The sequence below is a fragment of the Carboxydocella thermautotrophica genome (genome assembly GCA_003054495.1).
Taxonomy (GTDB): Bacteria; Bacillota.
In genome coordinates, this window is record CP028514.1 from 308,726 (window position 1) to 328,011 (window position 19,286).

Here is a 19,286-nt window from a genome sequence, read left to right on the forward strand (position 1 = left end):
GTCCCCCTTGAAACCGGGTATCATAAACAATGATACCTGGTATTTTTTTTAGCTCGGGTGAGGTGATCAGGGTGTTAACGGTGAAAATTCAGCTGCGCAGTTATCAGCAGGAAAAAGGGGGAGAATATAGCGGGGGAGAGTGGGAAACCACTGGCTATTATCTGAGGGAAAACAACCAGTATCGCCTGTTCTATCAGGAACCGGCGGAAACAGGGCTGGATACCCGGACGGAAATCACGGTGGATGGGGAGGAATTGACAGTTCGCCGCCGGGGAGCTGTGGAAATGGAACAGAGCTTTTGCCGGGGGGGACATTGCCGGGGGAATTATCGCACTCCCTACGGACAGTTGGCCCTGGAAACCAGAACGATTCAGACAGAGGTAAACTTGACAGAGACCGGTGGAAATATTAAGCTAAAGTATGAACTTTTTTTGGCAGGAGAATACATAGGCATCCACTGGTTGGAAATAAATTTCCAGGCAGAATGAGTGGGTAGGAGGAACAGTGTATGGATAATTTGATTGCCAGCTTGCGCCAACAGTTGAATGAAGCCATCCTTTATGCGGTGGAAGAGAGCCGTGAGCGGGGAGAGCTGACCCTTGAAAGTATACCCGAATTTGTGCTGGAGATACCGCGGGAAAAAGCTCACGGTGATTTTGCTACTAATATCGCTATGTTACTAACCCGTCAGGCCAGAAAAGCGCCCCGGCAGATTGCCGAAACCTTGCTGCCTTACCTGCAAGCAAAACTGGGGGAGACAGTTACTGCTATTGAAGTAGCGGGACCGGGTTTTATCAATTTCCGCTTAAATCCTCGCTGGCTGCAACAGGTGGTACCTCTAGTGCTGAACAAAGGGGCAGATTACGGGCGCACTCAGGTCGGTGGTGGCAAAAAGGTTCAGGTGGAGTTTGTTTCCGCTAACCCTACCGGTTTGTTGCATATGGGCAATGCCCGGGGGGCGGCTTTAGGAGATACCATTGCGGCTTTACTGGATTTTTCCGGTCATACTGTGACCCGGGAGTTTTATATCAATGATGCCGGTAACCAGATCGAAAACTTCGGCAAATCCCTGGAAGCCCGTTATTTGCAATTACTGGGCCAGGATGTAGAATTTCCGGAAGAGGGCTACCATGGTCGGGATATTATCGAGACTATGCAGAAACTGATCGATCAGGAAGGGGACAAATGGCTGACAGTTGCTCCTGCTGAGCGCCGGGCTTATTTTATCCAGTTTGGCCTCAAGGAAAAACTGGGGGCGATCAAAACTGTCCTGGAGCGCTTTGGCGTTCACTATGATGTCTGGTTCAGTGAGCAATCCCTTCATGACTCCGGGGCGGTGACCAATGTCATCGAGGAACTGCGGCAGAAAGGCTATATTTACGAAGAAGACGGGGCTCTCTGGTTTAAAGCAACCGCTTTCGGAGATGACAAGGACGAAGTAGTGGTTCGCAAAAATGGAGTACCTACCTACTTCGCGGCCGATATCGCTTACCATAAGAACAAGTTTGACCGCGGGTTTGAACGGGTAATCAATATCTGGGGGGCTGATCACCACGGCCATGTAGCCCGGATGAAAGGGGCTATGGCGGCTTTAGGTTATGATCCGGACAAGCTGGATGTGGTGATCATGCAGCTGGTGCGCCTTTTCAAAGGCGGCGAAATTGTCCGCATGTCCAAGCGTTCCGGGGAGTTTGTAACCCTGGAGGATTTGATTGAAGAGGTAGGGGTAGATGCCGCCCGTTACTTCTTCATCATGCGCAGTGCGGATAGCCACCTGGATTTCGACCTGGACCTGGCCAGGACTCAATCCAGTGAAAACCCGGTCTATTATGTCCAGTATGCCCATGCCCGTATCTGCAGTATTCTGCGCCAGGTCGAGGAGAAGGGGCTGAGCTTGCCGGCAGTGGAAAAAGCGGATTTTGCCTGCCTGCAGCAACCGGAAGAGCAGGATCTGCTCAAAAAACTGGCGGAACTGCCGGATGAGATTGCTTATGCGGCTATTAACCTGGAACCCCACCGGATTGCCCGTTATGCCCACGAGCTGGCAGCGGCTTTCCACAGTTTCTACAATCATTGCCGGGTGATCGGGGAGGAAGAGAAAATCTATCAGGCCCGGGTCTTACTGGTGAAGGCTACTCAGATCGCTCTGGCCAATACTTTGCGGCTGCTGGGAGTAACTGCTCCGGAACGGATGTAAAAAGCACTTGTCAAAGGTCTGACCTTTCCGTATAATAAGAATTGCCTTCTGTTAAAGGAGGCGGTTGGGTGTGAGGGGCTGAAACGGCGGAAAGGAGGATGACCGATGAAAGAACTGCTGATGGCCACTTTGTCCGGCGCCATCGTAGGCCTGGTTTTTGGTTTCATGAAACTGCCCATTCCAGCTCCCGCTAGTTTGACGGGGATTATGGGCATAGTCGGCATCTTTCTGGGCTATATTGTTTCGCAAAACTTGCGCTGACCTGCTGGTTGGCGCTTTTGTTTTTTTGGTGAGAGCAGCAGGAAATCGTTGACAAACGGCGAATATTGTATCAAACAATATCCCCGAAAGCGGGAGAGGAGTTGGGAGCAGTGGCAAAATACTCCTATGCCGAATTGGCTTATCGCATCCTCAGGGAGGCACAAAGACCCTTACCGGTACGGCAATTGCTGGAACAGGTAGTGGCTGAACAGCAAAAAAATGAAGGCCAGCTCAAGGGCAGTTTGCCCCAGCTGATGGCTAGTGCCTATACGGAAATCAACCTGGACCAGAGATTTGTTCACCTGGGTGAAGGGCTGTGGAGCATACGGGAACTGGTAGGTACCAGGACCACCCCTGATGACAGCTGGGATATCTAACTTGACAATTATCGACGCCACAAGCTAAAATAGTACAGTATGGAAAAAAAACAAATCAGCTGGTACACGGCTGATTTGTTCTTTTTGTGAGGGGGCAAAATTATAATGACCAAGTACATCTTTGTGACGGGCGGAGTAGTTTCATCACTGGGAAAAGGGATCACTGCGGCCTCTTTAGGTCGGCTCCTGAAAAGCAGAGGCCTGAAGGTGGCTATCCAGAAGTTTGATCCCTACATCAACGTGGATCCCGGCACCATGAGCCCCTACCAGCACGGTGAAGTCTTTGTTACCGATGACGGAGCGGAGACAGACCTGGACCTGGGGCATTATGAGCGCTTTGTCGACATCAGTGTTACCAAAAACTCCAATGTGACCACCGGCAAAATCTACTGGTCGGTAATCAGCAAGGAACGGAAAGGGGACTATCTGGGCGGAACAGTACAGGTTATTCCCCATATCACCAATGAAATCAAGGACCGGATTTACCGGGTAGCCAGGGAGTCCAATCCTGATGTAGTGATTACAGAAATCGGTGGTACTGTCGGTGACATCGAGTCCCTGCCTTTTCTAGAGGCCATCCGGCAGATTAAAGGGGATATCGGTAAGGAAAATGTCCTTTACATTCATGTTACCCTTGTACCTTATATTAAAGCTGCTGGTGAGCTGAAAACCAAGCCCACCCAGCACAGTGTCAAGGAGCTGCGCAGTATCGGGATAAAGCCGGATGTTATCGTTTGCCGGACCGAACGGCCTTTGTCCCGGGAGATGGAAGAAAAACTGGCCCTGTTCTGTGACATCGATCCTGAAGCAGTGATTCAGGCAGTAGATGCTTCGTCCATATATGAAGTGCCGCTGATGCTGAAAAAAGAGGGCCTGGATGATATCGTGATCGAAAAACTGGGCTTAACCTGCGGGGAAGCGGATTTGCGGGAATGGGAAGAAATCGTGGAAAAGGTCAAGAATCCCCGCGCCTTTGTCAATATCGCTGTCGTCGGTAAATATGTGGAGCTGCCGGATGCCTACATGAGTGTGGCTGAGGCCCTGCGCCATGGCGGTATTTATCACGAAGCTGCTGTTAATATCCTCTGGGTCAGTGCCGAGGAAATGGAACGCCGGGATCCGGCCGAGTTGCTGGCTGAAGCTGATGGTATCCTGGTACCCGGTGGCTTTGGGGATCGGGGAATTGAAGGCAAAATCCGGGCCATCAATTATGCCCGGGAGAAAGGGATTCCTTTCCTTGGTATTTGTCTGGGTATGCAATGCGCTGTGATCGAGTTTGCCCGTAATGTAGCCGGATTGAAGGGAGCTAACAGTTCCGAGTTTGGTGACACTCCCTATCCTGTTATCGACCTGCTGCCGGAACAGAAGGATATCGAGGAAATGGGAGGAACCATGCGATTGGGCATCTATCCCTGCAAGCTCGCCAGTGACAGCAGGGCTTATACGGCCTACGGGGAAGAGCTGATTTATGAACGCCATCGCCATCGTTTTGAATTCAATAACGAGTTCAGGGAACAGCTAACTGAGCTGGGCCTGGTGATTTCCGGTACCAGTCCGGATGGGCGGCTGGTAGAAATTGTGGAATTGCCGGATCACCCCTGGTTTGTGGCTACCCAGTTCCACCCTGAATTCAAGTCCCGGCCTAACCGGCCCCATCCCCTGTTCCGGGATTTTGTCGGTGCAGCTCTGAATAGGGCATAAGCCAGCAAAGCCCGCCATAAGCTGTAAGGAGAAGGGTGGGAACAGCATGAAAAAAAGGCTCATAGTCCTTGTGTTGCTCGCTGTGATCGTAATCCCGGTACTGCTGGCCATTAAACAAAATGGTTTGGGAGGAGAAGGAAAGAAAAAGGCTGCACTCCCTAAAGGCGGGGATAAAATCGGAATTATATATGTCGAAGGGCCCATTGTAGGCGGTCGCTCAGAGGATGGAATCTTTGGCCAGGCGGTAGCTGCTGGTGATGATTTGATGGAGCAACTAAGGGAGGCCCGGGAAGATGATAGCATCAAGGCGGTAATCCTGCGCATAAACAGCCCGGGCGGCAGTGCAGCTGCTTCCCAGGAGGTAGGCGAAGAAATCGACCGCCTGCGGGAAGCCGGTAAGGTGATAGTCACTTCCATGGGGGATGTGGCGGCATCTGGCGGTTACTGGCTGGCTGCCAAAACCGATTATATTGTGGCTAATCCCGCTACAATGACCGGCAGTATCGGTGTGATTATGCGGTTTCAGGAACTAAAAGGCCTGTATGACAAGCTGGGCATTACCGATAATACCATCAAATCCGGGCCGTTGAAGGATATTGGCAGTGAAGCCCGGCCTATGACTCCGGAGGAAAAGGCTTTGCTGCAGGGCATGGTCAATGACATCTATGAACAGTTTGTGGATGTAGTGGCTGAAGGGCGCAAATTGCCCCGGGAAAAGGTCAAGGCCCTGGCTGATGGCCGGATTTTCACCGGCCGCCAGGCCAAAGAGGCCGGGCTGGTAGATGAACTGGGCAACTTCTATACCGCAGTGGAAAAAACCAGGGAGTTGGCCCATCTGGATGAAGAAGCAGAACTGGTAGAACTGGGTAAACCTTCCCCCTGGCGCAAGATCTTCGGCAGCACTGAAACTGTCGGACTGAGCGGGCCTTTGCGCCTGTCTCCTGCGGAAGAAGTCGCTCTTAAGAAGCTGTTGAGTGGAATCAAAGGGGGAGAATAGCGTGGGTTTTCTGGATTTAATTTATGGTGTATTTGTGCAGCCCCGGCGTCTTTTTCGCTCTCTGGCGGAACAGCCCCGGCCGGGTGCGGCATTTCTGGCTGTAATCATAGTTGCGGTCCTGAATCTGGTTACTCAGGTTTATGTGGTTTTACCGGGGGAATTGAATAATGTTCCTCAAGGGGCAGAGGAGCTGGCCCTCGTTCAGGAGTTTTTTCGCCTGCCTTCCATGCAGATTTTGATGATCATTGCAGGGGCGTTGTTTTCCCTGGTCTGGTTAGTAATGCAAGCGGGGTATTTTCAGGTACTGGCGGAGATGTTAGGGGGAATACCCCGCTCTGCTCTGGCGCTGTTTTCAGCACTTGCATTGGCCCAAACGGTGCAAGTAGTAATGATCCCCCTGCAGGCGCTGGTGGCAATAGGGGTGCTCAATCAATTGTTACTGGGGTTAGGAGCACTGATTGTATATATTTACAGTTCCCTGATCCTTCCCTACTGGGCTATGCGGGAAATCAGCGAACTCAGCAGTGGTCGCACCTTGTTGGTTGTATTTTCGCCTCTGTTGATTTTCCTGGCGTTCCTGATTTTAATCGGGGCAGGTATTGGGATAGCTGTTCAGCATTTTGGCGATTTTTTCAATTCTCTATGAAAAAGACTTTACCTCAACCGCAGTGCGAACTGCGGTTTTTGTTTGTCCAGCATAATATATGATTGTTTATAAAATTCCTGCCTTTTTGGCAGGAAAAGTTGTTTTTGTGCAGAATATGGAATTAAGCTAGTGAGATTGGGGGGACTAAATTTGGCAGAAAAGAAAATTTTAATTGTGGATGTCCAGGTAGGAATTCGCATGTTAATGCGAGAAGCGCTCAAGGATTTAACCAGTCAGCTGGAAATGGCAGCTAGCGGCCAGGAAGCGATTGAAAAATTTCTTAGTTTTCAGCCAGACATCATGTTGATTGACTTGAAAATGCCGGGGATGAATGGTTTGGAAGTTTTAGAAGCATTGCAGGATAAACGCGAAAAATGTCGAATTATCTTAATGACGGCATACGGGGAGCTAGATGTGATGTCCCAGGTGCCTAAAATAGGCATTGATGAGTATTTGACCAAACCTTTTGATATCAACGAGTTGCGCCAGATCATAACCAGATACCTGTGATAGTGGGACAAAATTTTTATGGGTGGGACCAAAAACGTAGCAGGAATTTGGGGGTTGATGGCGAATACTCAATTTCGAGTGAGGTGTAAAAGCAATGGTCATTACAACCCAGGCCAGTGTTGCGATCAGGTGTCCTGCCTGTGGACGGCTGGAACTGCATAGTTTGTCGCTTTTTCAACTGAATAAGGGTCAGAGCCTGGAAATTTTCTGTTCCTGCGGAGCACGGGTAGCAACTTTTAAGATGAAAAAAGGACAGGAAGTTTATTTGCAGGTGGATTGTGTCCTCTGTGATGCCAAACATCTCTACCAGTTCCACCGCAAACAGGTATGGGGCAAGAAGGTGCTGAACCTGATCTGTGCTGACAGCAAACTGGATCTGGGGCACCTGGGCCCGAAAGAGCAGGTAGCCCGCCTGGTGAAAAACCACGAGGCCGAGTTGCTGAAATTGCTGCAGGAGATAGAGGATGCCGACTATTTTCGGGCCCCGGAAGTGATGTTACAGGCGGTCAGTTATCTGCAGGACCTGGCGGTAGATGGGGCGGTTTATTGCAGTTGTGGCAATCCCCATATCGGCATGGATCTTCTGCCTGACCGAATAGAACTGCATTGCCGGGATTGTGATGCGGTAGGGGTAGTTTATGTGGAGAATGAACAGGAATTAGCTGCTATCAAAAGCCTAAAGGAAGTAGAATTGACTGCCGGCAGCCTGTCAATTATTGAACCGCCGCTGTTTTCTCCCTATCCCCAGGGACAAACCAAAAAATAAGCATAGAAGAGTTTGGGCTGGTCATATACTAAACTTGCAGGGACAAGTTTAGTATTTTCCTTTTTCAGCCTATTTAAAAATATTAAGGAGGTTATCCGTATGGCACTGGTACCGATTACCGAACTACTGAAAGAGGCAGAAGCTGGCGGATATGCCGTCGGTGCCTTTAACTGCAACAACATGGAAATTGTCCAGGCGATCATCGCTGCAGCTGAAGCGGAAAAGGCTCCGGTTATCATGCAGGCCAGTCAGGGAGCCATCAAATATGCTGGATTGGATTACATAGTGGCAATGGCCAGAACAGCAGCGGAAAAAGCTACTGTGCCGGTGGCCCTGCATCTGGACCATGGCACCAGCTTCGAACAGGTGATGAAATGCATCCGGGCGGGCTTTTCGTCCGTCATGATCGATGGTTCCAAATTACCCCTGGAAGAAAATATTGCTCTTACCAAAAAAGTTATTGACGTGGCCCATGCAGTAGGTGTTTCCGTAGAAGCGGAACTGGGTAAAATCGGTGGTACTGAGGATGATATCTCTGTAGATGAAAAAGAGGCTTTGTTCACCGACCCGGAAGAAGCCCGCATTTTTGTAGAGCGCACCGGCGTAGATGCTCTGGCTGTGGCTATCGGTACTGCCCATGGTCAGTACAAGGGAGTGCCCAGGCTGGATTTTGAGCGGTTGAAGAAAATTCGCTCCCTGGTAAATGTTCCCATCGTTTTGCATGGTTCTTCCGGTGTACCTGATGAAGCCATCCAGGAAGCCATCCGTCTGGGGGTGCGCAAGGTAAATATTGACACCAATATCCGGGAAGCCTTCGTCGCCGCCATGCGGGAAGTGCTGGCTCGGGATGAAAAGGAAATTGATCCGCGCAAGGTGCTGACTCCGGCCAGGGAAGCGGCTATTGAAGTAATCCGGGAAAAAATACGGGTATTCGGGAGCAGTGGTAAAGCATGAGATTGTTTATTGATACAGCCAATATCGAAGAAATTAAAGCAGCTAACGATTTAGGAGTCATTGCCGGAGTTACCACTAACCCGTCCTTGATTGCCAGAGAAGGACGAAATTTCGAAGAGGTAGTACGGGAAATCTGCGCTATTGTGGATGGGCCCATCAGTGCCGAGGTAATCAGCACTGAAGCGGAAGGGATGCTGGTTGAAGCCCGGCAGCTGGCAGCTATTCATCCCAATATCGTGATCAAAATCCCCATGACCGGCGAAGGTTTGAAAGCGGTTAAGGTGCTGGCTAAAGAAGGGATTCGCACCAATGTCACTCTGATTTTTTCCGCCAGCCAGGCCTTGCTGGCTGCCCTGGCGGGGGCCACTTATGTCAGCCCCTTTGTCGGGCGCCTGGATGATATCAGCCATGATGGTATCCAGCTGATTGCCGATATCGCTGCCATTTTCGACTTGCACGGACTGGAAACGGAAATCATCGCTGCTTCCATCCGTCATCCCATGCATGTAGTTGAGGCAGCCAAAGCGGGTGCCCATATTGCCACCATCCCATACGGGGTATTGCAACAAATGCTGAAGCATCCATTGACTGACATCGGGATTCAGAAGTTCCTGGCCGACTGGCAAAAGGTAGCAGGCAAGTAAAATAAGGCCCTTCCCCGCGGGGAAGAGGCCTTTTTTGTTTTAGGAAATTATGCTTTAAGGCTTGATGTGGATAACTTAGAGTGTTAAGGTAGAAATATGAGGACAAGTGATGAAAGAAAAGAGACAAGCAATAAAGATAGTAGACATACTCAAGAACCATTGAAAGTGTCATTAAAGCAGTAGAAAAAGCCAGTTTTTCCGCTTATTTCGAGAGTTTGCTTGGTTTTCAGACATGCGAAAGTTGAGTTAGTAAATTATGAGTCCTGTTTGCTTTTGACTGCAGGCAGTTTTTTGTTTTTCTAGATTAATATTGTTAAAATTAAAAAAGTTCTAGGAGAGGAGGGAGGAGAACTTTGAAAAAAATATATTCTAAGGGCTTAATTTTTCAGATTTTAGTTTTAATAGGAATGGTATTGTTGATAACATCAGTTCTGTCTTTTTTTATACTTTGGGAAATAAATCAAACACAAAAAGTTTTATTAGAGCAACAGAAAAGTAATCTTAATAAGATTTTAGAAATAGTTATCTCTAAAACGATTCCATTATATGAATTTAAAAAGACCAATTTTAAAATAATTGGAAAGAAACAGAAAAAAATAAATATAACTGTACCTAAGATTAGCATATCAAAACCATTTGGATTAGAAATTAAAAAAGTTATAGATTCTATTAGTAATAACTTTCCTAAAACAGAGATTGGATTTTATTCTTTAGAAAATCAGATTATTATAAGTAATAGTCTGCCTGGCGAGATTTCTTTAATTGAAACTTTTACACCAAATCAACAAAATATTTTTATAAATGTAATTAGAAGTAGAAATAAAATAATAAGAGTAAATAATCAGAACGGTAGTATAGAGGGTTATTCACCTGTTTATGTAAACGGTAAAATTATTGGTGTAGTTTGGGTACGAGAAAATTTACAACCATCAATACAAAATCTTGAAAATAGCAGGAATAAAATTTATAAAATAATTATATTAGGTTTTTTAGTTGGTATTAGTGGTAGTGTTTTTTTAATAAATAATTTTGAAAAAGAGGTAAAAAAAATAAAATATGGCCTGTCACAGTTAAAACAAAATTTAAATACTTTTATACCTGTTAGTGTAGGCCCGATAGGTGAGATCGCCAAAGCAATTAATAGTTTATCTGAAGAATTAAGAAGAGTTTATGGTTATAACAAAATAATATTAAATAGTATTGATGAAGGAATATTGGCATTGGATTTTGACAAGAAAATAATTTTAATTAATAGAGCTTTTATAAACATATTACAGATAAACCCGGTTATTGAAATGAACAATAAAAAGTATACTGAAATAATAATTGAAGATGAAATTAAACAGGTGATAGATGAAACGTATAAATATGAACAAGGAATAAAAGATAAAAAAATAACATTAACAAATAGAGCAAAACAACAAATAGATTTATTGATAGGAACAGCAATATTAAAAGATTTCAATGAAAAATTCTTGGGTATAGCTTTAACAATAAGAGATATAACTGAAAGAGAAAAAATGCTTAGCATTATCAGACGAAGTGAAAGGTTAACATCTTTAGGGACGCTAGTGGCTGGGGTTGCTCATGAAATTCGCAATCCTCTTACTGCGATACATGGTTATATTCAATTTTGGCTAAAAAAAGGAAATCAAATTCCTAGTCAAAAAGCTTTAAAAACGATAACTAGAGAGATTGAACGTTTAAATAACCTGGTTGAAAAACTGCTTTTTTTTGCTAAACCACAACAGATAAATCTGATAGAACAAAATGTAAATCATATAATTAAAAAAGTTTTGGCTTTTGTCCAAGAAATTATTCCAACTTCTATAAAAATAAAAATTGATTTACAGCAAAATTTACCCTTGATTAGATGTGATGAAAGTCAACTGGAAATTGTTTTTAATAATATAATTTACAATGCTATACAAGCTATGCCAGATGGTGGGACATTACATATTACTACCTGGTTTGATGAAAAACAGCAAGCCATAAAAATTAGTTTTAAAGATACTGGAGTGGGCATACCAACTCAGTTATACTCTAGGTTATTTGATCCTTTTTTTACTACAAAACCTAAAGGTATGGGATTAGGTTTGGCTATCGCATATGAAATTGTAAAAAATCATGGTGGGGAAATAGAAGTTCATAGTATGGAAAATAAAGGCAGTGAATTTGTTGTAATATTATCCTTAAACCACCCTGTTCCCCAAGAGTGTTGGGAATAAATCACAAATAAACGGCCGATGATGGCGGCAGCGTATAAACGCCCACCGCAAGAGGCCATTATACACCACGCTCCTTTTCGCCTGTCAAGGGCGAGCGGAGCTGCTGTGTGGCCCTTGTCAGGCTCAAGACCGCGGCGTCAGGGGCAGTCAGGCGGTGTGCGGAAAGGAATGATTCTGTTTTTCTTGCTTAATCAATAAAGATTAGCACTTTGACAACCAGGAGTCGGGATAGTCAGGCTAACATCCATTCGGGCTAAGACCCTGTAAAGGAGCATTTCTGACATTCCACCTCCAGTGCAGGCAGAACGAGGGAAATTAGGGCAAAGACCCTGTGAGACATGGGAGGGTTGCCGCTGGAGAATATGTGGAATTCTACCGACCAGATATTGTAAAATGCATAAGCGGTCTGGTTGTGGTTACCCATATTCATCCAAGATTATGCACTGCCGTTATAATCAGCCAAATGGTTGGTTATTGTCAAAGTGAAATCTGAGATTAAGCGAGAAAAACGGAGAAATTTAAAACCTTATGAAGGAGGGATCAGTACATGAATATATTAATAGTTGATGATGAAGATAGTGTGCTTGATTTTTTAGAAGAAGTACTTGAGGAAGAAGGTTATAAAGTTTTCAAGGCTGTAAACGGGCAGTTGGCTTTGGAATTAATAAACAAGCATCAAATTAGTGTAGTATTGATGGATATAAAAATGCCAGGTTTAAGCGGTTTTGATATTTTAAAGAAAATACAAAATGAAAACAAAAACATTAATGTAATTCTAATGACTGCCTATTCTACAACAGAATTAGCAATTCAGGCTATGAAGCTGGGGGCATTTGACTATATTGTTAAACCTTTTAACATTGAGGAATTATTATTAATAATCAAAAAAGCATTAGAAATGCAACAATTAGCTAGTGAAATAAAAGAGTTACGTTTGCAACTAGAACAGGTTTATCAACCAGAAACAATTATAGGAAATAGTTCAGCTATGCAAGAGGTTTATAAAATTATAGGTAAGGTTGCTAACACAAATGCTACTGTCTTAATAACTGGAGAAAGCGGAACAGGTAAAGAATTAGTAGCCAAAGCAATTCATTTCAATAGTAACCGTCATAATGGACCATTTATTAAAGTAAACTGTGCAGCTCTACCAGAAAATTTATTAGAAAGTGAATTATTTGGTCATGAACGTGGAGCATTTACGGGTGCAGTTAGTAAAAAATATGGATTATTTGAACTGGCGAATAATGGAAGTATTTTTTTGGATGAAATTGGGGAGATAAGTTTACCTATTCAGGCTAAATTATTGAGAGTTTTACAGGAAAAAGAAATTCAACGAGTGGGTGGAACTGAATCAATTAAAATAGATGTAAGGATTATTGCTGCAACAAATAAAAATTTGGAGAGAATGATAAAAGAGGGTAGTTTCCGAGAAGATTTATATTTTAGATTAAATGTTATTCCTATCTTTTTACCTCCGTTAAGAGAACGCAAGGAAGATATACCACAATTGGTACAATATTTTTTGAATAAATATAGCATTGAATTTAACAAAAAAATTAAGGGTATATCTAATGATGCGCTGAGGATTTTGCAAAATTATGATTGGCCTGGAAATATAAGGGAATTAGAAAACGTTTGTGAAAGAGCGGTAATTATGACACAATCAAATATAATTTTGCCAGAACATTTACCTATAAATTTAACAGATTTTGAAATTGAAAACGATTTTAAGCATTTGCCTCTTAAAGAGATAATTGCTGATATTGAAAAAAAGATAATATTAAAGGTTTTAGAGGAAACTAATTGGAATAGAACTTTAGCGGCAAAAAAACTTGGGCTTAATAGACGTTCTTTATATGCTAAGATGAAAGAGCATAAATTACAGGATTAAAAAGATCGTGGGTAATTTTTGCCCAAAGGTATGGGCGAAAATTACCCATTTTTTTCAAAAGTATTACAAGCAAGTCCTGTTAAATGAATAATTCGGCGACAATTTGTTTTGGCATAGAATTTGCTTAAAAAATATATGCATGCCAAATAAATTTAAATTTAAAGGAGGCGTATTTTTATGTTAAAAACAACCAAAAAAATTATCTTAGTAGGCACCTTAGCCAGCTTTATAGGTTCTAGTATGGCATTTGCAGCTGCAACACCGGCAAAACCGGCAACTCCGGCAACTCCTACAACTCCTACTAAAAAAGTTGAATTAACTGTTAAAAAACCTGTTAAAAAATCCACTAAAAAAGCGGTAAAAAAAGCAAAAAAAATAAAGGCAACTAAAAAAGGAGCAAAAAAACAAGTGAATAAGAAAAAATAAACATAAAGAAAGGAGTCTGACTGCCAGACTCCTTTCTTTTGTGCTGTACGCCCAGCATGGGCGTCATCTATAGAGTAAAAGTCTTGAACTGGGGCTGGCGAGCGCCTACCGTTAGCCAAAGGCAAGGGTGTGCTTCGCGAGGCGGAATCTGAAGGAAGCCGTAGGCAAACGCACGGCTTGAGGTACACGAACCCAATTTGAGGCCGTTATAGTCGGATGAGTTGCCAACGCACAACAAAATCCAAAGCCGCCAAAGGCTGTAGCGGTAAACTTGGGCAAGCGCAGGAGGAAAGATGATGTTCTTATCTGAGGAGGCCTGTGGAATACGCCAAGTGATTTGGTAACCAGAGTCGAAAGATTCTACTGAATCCGCAGGAGTCAGCAGAGGCTATAGTACGCCAGTATGGGACGCCGGAAAGCGGAAGGGCCGAACCGAAAGGTGAAAAGGAACCGATGCGTTCGTACGACGAGCACGACAGCGTCAACCATAATATACTCATGGCTCGAGTGGTCCGCAAGGTGAGAGATAAATTTGTGCTAAGGCTGATACGCGCTTATCTGAATGCCGGAGTGATAGTGAACGGGGTCGTCCGGGAAACGGAGGAAGGAACGCCACAAGGAGGACCTTTAAGGCCTCTGTTAGCCAATATTCTACTGGATGACCTGGTTTTTAGCGCAAAACAAGAGGCTGAGGGAAAAATTCACCCCAGCCTCAAATGTTGTAAAAAATAAGCAACAGGCATCCACCTGTGGTAAAATTGAAGTTGAAAGACAAACAATCCTACCCAGGGAGGGATGCCTGTTATGGCTATTATACCACAAATTAAGCTATTTGAGTGGACAGAAACACAAACAATTGGAGATTTAGTTCGTTTACGGCTGGTTCTGGATTACATGCCAGACGAAGAATTGATGAGGACCCTTGAGAGAAGCCGGGGTAAAGGGCGAAACGATTATCCGGTTCGGGCAATATGGAATTCCATACTAGCGGGTATTGTGTTCTAGCATGAGAGTGTGGAAAAGAATAAAGCCTGTTATTGACATACGTAACTTGTGGAGAGATGGGGAAAAAACCAGGCTTCTGACCAATTACAAGAACGTGGCCTACAATTACAAGGGCAATGTATATTGCTATTGTCCGGAAACCGGAACGCAACGAGAAATGAGTAATGGTGGTTTTGAAAAAGACAGAGGGACACTAAAGAAGTTATGTCCGGCAAAGCGATACGGAATCAAGTGTCAGGGAATGGAACAGTGTTCAGTTAGTCATGGAATACGTATACCGCTAGCGGAAAACCGACGGATTTTCACGTCGATCGACCGGGCAAGTTATAAGTGGGAAAAAGAATATAAAAAACGCACCGCAGTAGAACGGGTAAATAGCAGACTCGATGTATCCTTTGGATTCGAACAGCATACCATTCGGGGCATGGCCAAAATGAAGCTGCGGTGCGGACTGGCCCTATGTGTTATGCTAGCAATGGCGATAGGGCGAATCCGGGAGAACCAGGCAGAGAAGATGCGGAGCCTGGTAGCTTAAAAATGAGAATAAAAGTATTCTATATGAGTAAAAATTTGCAGGCCAAATGATTTTAAAATCATTCTGGTGCTAAAGGGATTAGTGCGCCCTTTTTTGGGTTTAAATCAAAGAGAGATACCGATACTCTAGCAAAACGACTCATAAATTTGTTTAAACTACTAATTTTTATATTAACTTTTCGCAGTTATCATTCTGAAAATGGGTACATCGCAAAAAGCATGTACCGGGAGAAAGGTAGGAAAAGAGGGTATGAAGTAGTATAATAAAGTAATACACACTTTTGGACGGGATCTAAAATTCAACCCACATGTTCATGTCTTGGTAACCGAAGGAGCGATAGACAAGAACAAGATAGGGAAAGGAGTAAGTTTTATTCCGTACGAGTATTTAAGAAAAGCCTGATAAAAAGGTATTGCTGGACTGGTTGAAACAGAAATATTCGAAAAGCATAAAAGAGCAAGAACAAATAAATATGTTATATAAAGAATAATCAGAAAGAATTTTACGTATATGCAGAGCGGCGGATGAAAAATGTAAAAGGGGCAGCCTAATACATAGGAAGATACCTGGCACGGCCAGCGATAAAAGAACTTTAAGATGGTGAGACTGTATGGGTTGTACCGGCGAAATCTGAACAAACTGGTGCAAAAAATAATTGGACTTTGGAACAGGGTAAACCACAAAGTAAACGCAATAAAAACCAAAGCAAAGCAAGGTAAAAAGTTGGAAAGAGCGGATGCAAGAGGCATTTGGGAAAAACCCATTAAAATGCCCCTGTTGTGGGCAAGAGATGGAATTATGGTGGATATGGCATTACAAATATAGGACCATATGGTCATTTGAGTTTGTTCCAAAGAAAGGGGGAAGGGATATGGCCAAACTGGATTATCTGGATTACCAGATTGTTATCAACAAAAAACCGGATATACGGGAACTGTATCTGGAGCTGACCACTGCTTGTAATCTTAACTGCCAGAATTGTTATCGGCACAGCTGGCAGCAAGCGGGCGGGATGATGGCCCGGGAAACCTGGCAGCAGGCCCTGGCTGCAGCCCGGCGGTTGCCGGAATTGAAGCGGGTGGTGCTGGGAGGAATCGGTGAACCTCTGTTACATCCCGATTTCAAGGAAATAGTTACTGCTATCAAAAGAGAAGGCTGGTCACTAACCATTACTAGCAATGGTTTTTTGCTGGAGGAAAAACTGGGGCGCTTTCTGGTAGAACAACAGGTAGATGAGATTGTTGTTTCCATTGATGGCTATAGCCCTGAGGTTTTTGCCCGCAATCGCGGGGAGAGTCCTGACCCGCTCTGGGCCAACCTGACTGCTTTGCATAAGGTTAAACAGGAGCTGGGGAGTCAGTGGCCCCAGGTGGCAGCGGAAATGGTGGTGACCAGGGAAAATTATCGGGAGATTCCAGCTTTGCTAGCTGCCCTGCCCCGCTGGCAAATCAATACTCTCTATCTCAGTCAGCTGCTGCCGGTAACGGCAGAGCGAACCGGGGAAGTTTTTTATCAGCTTTATCCGACGGAAGAACTACTGAGCTGGCGTCGGGAAGTGATTACCCTGGCCATGCGCTATGGCATCAGGGTGGTTTTGCCCCAGGTAGGCCTGAATACCAATCGTTCCTGCCGCTTTGTGGATGAGAAGAAAGTGGTTATTCGCTTTGATGGGGAAGTGGCTCCCTGTTACCGTTTTCTCCATTGCGGGAAGGAGTATGTGTTTGGCCGTCCCAAAGATCTGGAGGCGGTTACCTTCGGCAATATCCTGAAGCAGGACCTGGCGGCTATCTGGATGCAGGATGAATATGTTAAATTCCGTTTCCTGGAATATCTCAACCTTTACCCCTCCTGCCCTGATTGCGAATGGGTGGATGGCTGTGATATGGTCTGGCATAACCGGGAGGATTGCTGGGGTAATACCCCCTCCTGTGCTGATTGTCTCTGGGCCAGGGGATTGATTTTCTGTCCCTAGCAGGAATTCGGGCAAAGATGGCGAAATAGCATATAGGATAACATATTGGCATATATTGTGTTATACTATATTCTGTTTTAGTATAAAAGGAGTGATATTTTATGGGGCGTAAACTGGCGCTGGAATTTGCCCGGGTGACAGAGGCGGCAGCCCTGGCCTCGGCTCGCTGGATGGGACGGGGCAATAAAATGGCAGCTGATGATGCTGCTACTGAGGCAATGCGGGCTGTTTTCGATACGGTGGATATTAAAGGGACAGTAGTAATCGGTGAAGGGGAAATGGATGAAGCCCCTATGCTCTATATCGGGGAGGAAGTAGGGACAGGCAAAGGCCCGGAACTGGATATCGCCGTCGACCCGCTGGAAGGCACCAATCTGGTGGCCAAAGGGTTAAATGGCGCCATCGCTGTACTGGCTGCGGCACCCCGGGGCAGTCTCCTGCATGCCCCTGATATGTACATGGAAAAAATTGCCGTGGGACCGGAAGCAGCAGGCAAAATCCATCTGGATGCCCCCGTTCAGGAAAACCTGAAAGCCATTGCTGCGGCCAAAGGCAAACGGCTTTCCGACCTGACGGTAGTAATTCTGGACCGTCCCCGCCACAATCAGCTGATTGCCGATATTCGGGAAGCAGGAGCCCGGATTATGCTGATTTCCGATGGAGATGTCTCACCGGGAGTAGCGGTAGCTTTTGAGGAATCGGGCGTGGATTTGATGATCGGCATCGGTGGGGCGCCGGAAGGGGTAATTACTGCAGCTGCTCTCAAGTGCCTGGGCGGGGAAATGCAGGGGCGGCTGGTGCCAGAGGATGAAAGCGAATGGACTCGCTGCCAGGCCATGGGCATTACCGACCCCAAAAAGATATTGACCATGGATGATCTGGTCAAGGGGGATGACATTTTCTTTGCTGCCACCGGAATCACCCCTTCCAGCTTGCTGAAAGGAGTGGCCTTTACCGCCATTGGAGCCAAAACCCATACGCTGGTCATGCGAGGTAAATCGGGAACTGTGCGGTTTATTGAAGCCATACACCGCTTTGATAAGAAACCTAAATATAATCTGGGGCACTAAAACAGGGCATGGCGCATTGGTTGACGCCATGCCCTTCTTCCGTTATACTGAAAGTTAGTGACTGACGAGGGCGAGGGGAGAATATGCGGCTGGGGCGGCGAATCCGCTTATTCTTATTGCTATTTTTTCGTATTAAGGACATGCCCGCAAAAGTGGCACTGGGATTTGCTGTAGGCTCCTGTGTCAATTTTTATCCTACCTTCGGGGTAGGGGTTCCCATCGCCCTGGCCGCAGCCCGGCTGGCCCGGGGGAATGTTTTCGCCGGTTTATTAGGAGATCTCCTTTTCAAGCCTCTCTTTCCCTTCTTTTTTTATCTGGATTTACTGGCAGGCAACTTTCTGCTCGGTGAAAAAAAAGCCGCTATTTCTCAGCAATTACTAGGCCTGGTCAAGATGGAATGGCAGGCCTTTGTTCAGGTAGGCAAAGCTTTTTTTCTGGGAGCACTGGTCAACAGCTTGCTGCTGGGGCTGATTCTTTTTCTGGTGATCTGGCGGACTTTTGCCCGTCTGCAGCCATGGTGTCTGAACCGTTTGCGGCATTCAAGGAGAAAGGAAGTATCAGATGCGCATTAACCGCTATTTTCGTTATCAGTATCTCCGTATTTTACGCCTCAAGGATGCACCTGATAAAATCGCCAGGGGAGTGGCGCTGGGGGTGGCCCTGGACTTTTTACCCCTGCCATTTATCAGTTTGTTTGTAGCCTGGATAGTGGCCAAACTGGCGCGCTGGAATACCCTGGCGGCAGTGATTACGGCAGCGGCTTTAAAACCGGCGGTGTTCACTATTTTTTTTCCACTCAATATACTGGTGGGCAGCCTGTTTGTAGAAGGCCGGACTGTTCATCCCCAGCAGGTACAGGTACCGGTGGCTGAACCGGGGATGGACCCCCATTCTCTGGCCAATTTTTTCTCACTGGCTACCCTGAAAAGCCTGGGTTGGCCTTTTCTGGTGGGTTCTTTTATTAATGCAGGAGTCAGTTTCTTGCTGGTTTACCTGCTGGTTAACCGCACCCTGATCTATCGGATGGAGAAAAGACTGGCCCGTTTAAAAACCGGGGTATCCGGGGAAAATAATAATTCAGAAAATCAACAGGAGGGTTGAGA

The 19,286-nt window shown here is 45.4% G+C and carries 20 protein-coding genes and 1 pseudogene; all 21 read left to right on the top strand.

All coding sequences use genetic code 11. The annotated features are described in order from the left end of the window. The first annotated feature begins 71 nt into the window (after nt 1-71). The gene (locus CTH_RS01565) at nt 72-488 is read left to right on the top strand and encodes a YwiB family protein (protein WP_159073793.1); all 417 of its coding nucleotides are present in this window, start codon (nt 72-74) and stop codon (nt 486-488) included. 20 nt (nt 489-508) lie between these two features. Further along, complete coding sequence (argS, locus tag CTH_RS01570) at nt 509-2,197, top strand: arginine--tRNA ligase (protein ID WP_107752815.1); 1,689 nt, start codon at nt 509-511, stop codon at nt 2,195-2,197. Between the two features lie 105 nt (nt 2,198-2,302). Further along, nucleotides 2,303-2,458, top strand: coding sequence for a XapX domain-containing protein (locus CTH_RS01575; RefSeq protein ID WP_078665383.1), 156 nt, complete (start codon nt 2,303-2,305; stop codon nt 2,456-2,458). Nucleotides 2,459-2,568: 110 nt separating this feature from the next. Continuing rightward, nucleotides 2,569-2,835, top strand: coding sequence for a DNA-directed RNA polymerase subunit delta (gene rpoE, locus CTH_RS01580; RefSeq protein WP_159071782.1), 267 nt, complete (start codon nt 2,569-2,571; stop codon nt 2,833-2,835). Between the two features lie 105 nt (nt 2,836-2,940). Continuing rightward, the gene (locus CTH_RS01585) at nt 2,941-4,536 is read left to right on the top strand and encodes a CTP synthase (protein WP_078665381.1); all 1,596 of its coding nucleotides are present in this window, start codon (nt 2,941-2,943) and stop codon (nt 4,534-4,536) included. A gap of 46 nt (nt 4,537-4,582) precedes the next feature. Next, nucleotides 4,583-5,533, top strand: a complete 951-nt coding sequence (gene sppA, locus CTH_RS01590; RefSeq protein WP_078665380.1) for a signal peptide peptidase SppA — start codon at nt 4,583-4,585, stop codon at nt 5,531-5,533. A gap of 1 nt (nt 5,534) precedes the next feature. Continuing rightward, the gene (locus CTH_RS01595; protein ID WP_159071783.1) at nt 5,535-6,179 is read left to right on the top strand and encodes a YIP1 family protein; all 645 of its coding nucleotides are present in this window, start codon (nt 5,535-5,537) and stop codon (nt 6,177-6,179) included. 150 nt (nt 6,180-6,329) lie between these two features. Then, complete coding sequence (locus CTH_RS01600; RefSeq protein ID WP_107752819.1) at nt 6,330-6,689, top strand: response regulator; 360 nt, start codon at nt 6,330-6,332, stop codon at nt 6,687-6,689. A 94-nt stretch (nt 6,690-6,783) separates the two neighbouring features. Next, nucleotides 6,784-7,455, top strand: coding sequence for a hypothetical protein (locus CTH_RS01605; protein WP_078665377.1), 672 nt, complete (start codon nt 6,784-6,786; stop codon nt 7,453-7,455). Between the two features lie 99 nt (nt 7,456-7,554). Further along, nucleotides 7,555-8,409 (top strand): class II fructose-1,6-bisphosphate aldolase, encoded by an 855-nt coding sequence (locus CTH_RS01610; RefSeq protein ID WP_078665376.1) that lies wholly within the window; start codon nt 7,555-7,557, stop codon nt 8,407-8,409. Next, a complete protein-coding gene (gene fsa, locus CTH_RS01615) occupies nt 8,406-9,053 on the top strand; it encodes a fructose-6-phosphate aldolase (RefSeq protein WP_078665375.1) in 648 nt (215 codons plus the stop codon). The genes CTH_RS01610 and fsa overlap by 4 nt, the downstream gene beginning before the upstream one ends. Nucleotides 9,054-9,406: 353 nt before the next feature. Further along, nucleotides 9,407-11,281 (top strand): ATP-binding protein, encoded by a 1,875-nt coding sequence (locus CTH_RS01620; RefSeq protein WP_078665374.1) that lies wholly within the window; start codon nt 9,407-9,409, stop codon nt 11,279-11,281. A gap of 547 nt (nt 11,282-11,828) precedes the next feature. Then, nucleotides 11,829-13,175, top strand: coding sequence for a sigma-54-dependent transcriptional regulator (locus CTH_RS01625; protein ID WP_079933517.1), 1,347 nt, complete (start codon nt 11,829-11,831; stop codon nt 13,173-13,175). Between the two features lie 177 nt (nt 13,176-13,352). Beyond that, nucleotides 13,353-13,601 (top strand): hypothetical protein, encoded by a 249-nt coding sequence (locus CTH_RS14050; RefSeq protein WP_079933518.1) that lies wholly within the window; start codon nt 13,353-13,355, stop codon nt 13,599-13,601. 474 nt (nt 13,602-14,075) lie between these two features. Beyond that, nucleotides 14,076-14,267, top strand: a pseudogene (locus CTH_RS14320) (group II intron reverse transcriptase/maturase); the annotation flags it as partial. A gap of 340 nt (nt 14,268-14,607) precedes the next feature. Then, nucleotides 14,608-15,141, top strand: coding sequence for a transposase (locus CTH_RS01640; protein ID WP_318262724.1), 534 nt, complete (start codon nt 14,608-14,610; stop codon nt 15,139-15,141). A 270-nt stretch (nt 15,142-15,411) separates the two neighbouring features. Next, nucleotides 15,412-15,543 carry a transposase gene (locus CTH_RS14490; RefSeq protein WP_079933519.1) on the top strand — a complete coding sequence of 44 codons (132 nt, stop codon included), beginning with the start codon at nt 15,412-15,414 and terminating at the stop codon, nt 15,541-15,543. Between the two features lie 469 nt (nt 15,544-16,012). Further along, entirely contained in the window at nt 16,013-17,113 is a 1,101-nt protein-coding gene (locus CTH_RS01650) for a tungsten cofactor oxidoreductase radical SAM maturase (protein ID WP_159073794.1), read from the top strand. 101 nt (nt 17,114-17,214) lie between these two features. Then, nucleotides 17,215-18,183 carry a class II fructose-bisphosphatase gene (gene glpX / locus CTH_RS01655; protein ID WP_078666145.1) on the top strand — a complete coding sequence of 323 codons (969 nt, stop codon included), beginning with the start codon at nt 17,215-17,217 and terminating at the stop codon, nt 18,181-18,183. Nucleotides 18,184-18,266: 83 nt separating this feature from the next. Then, nucleotides 18,267-18,755, top strand: coding sequence for a DUF2062 domain-containing protein (locus tag CTH_RS01660; protein WP_107752825.1), 489 nt, complete (start codon nt 18,267-18,269; stop codon nt 18,753-18,755). Then, entirely contained in the window at nt 18,745-19,284 is a 540-nt protein-coding gene (locus CTH_RS01665; protein ID WP_078666143.1) for a DUF2062 domain-containing protein, read from the top strand. The genes CTH_RS01660 and CTH_RS01665 overlap by 11 nt, the downstream gene beginning before the upstream one ends. Nucleotides 19,285-19,286: the final 2 nt, after the last annotated feature.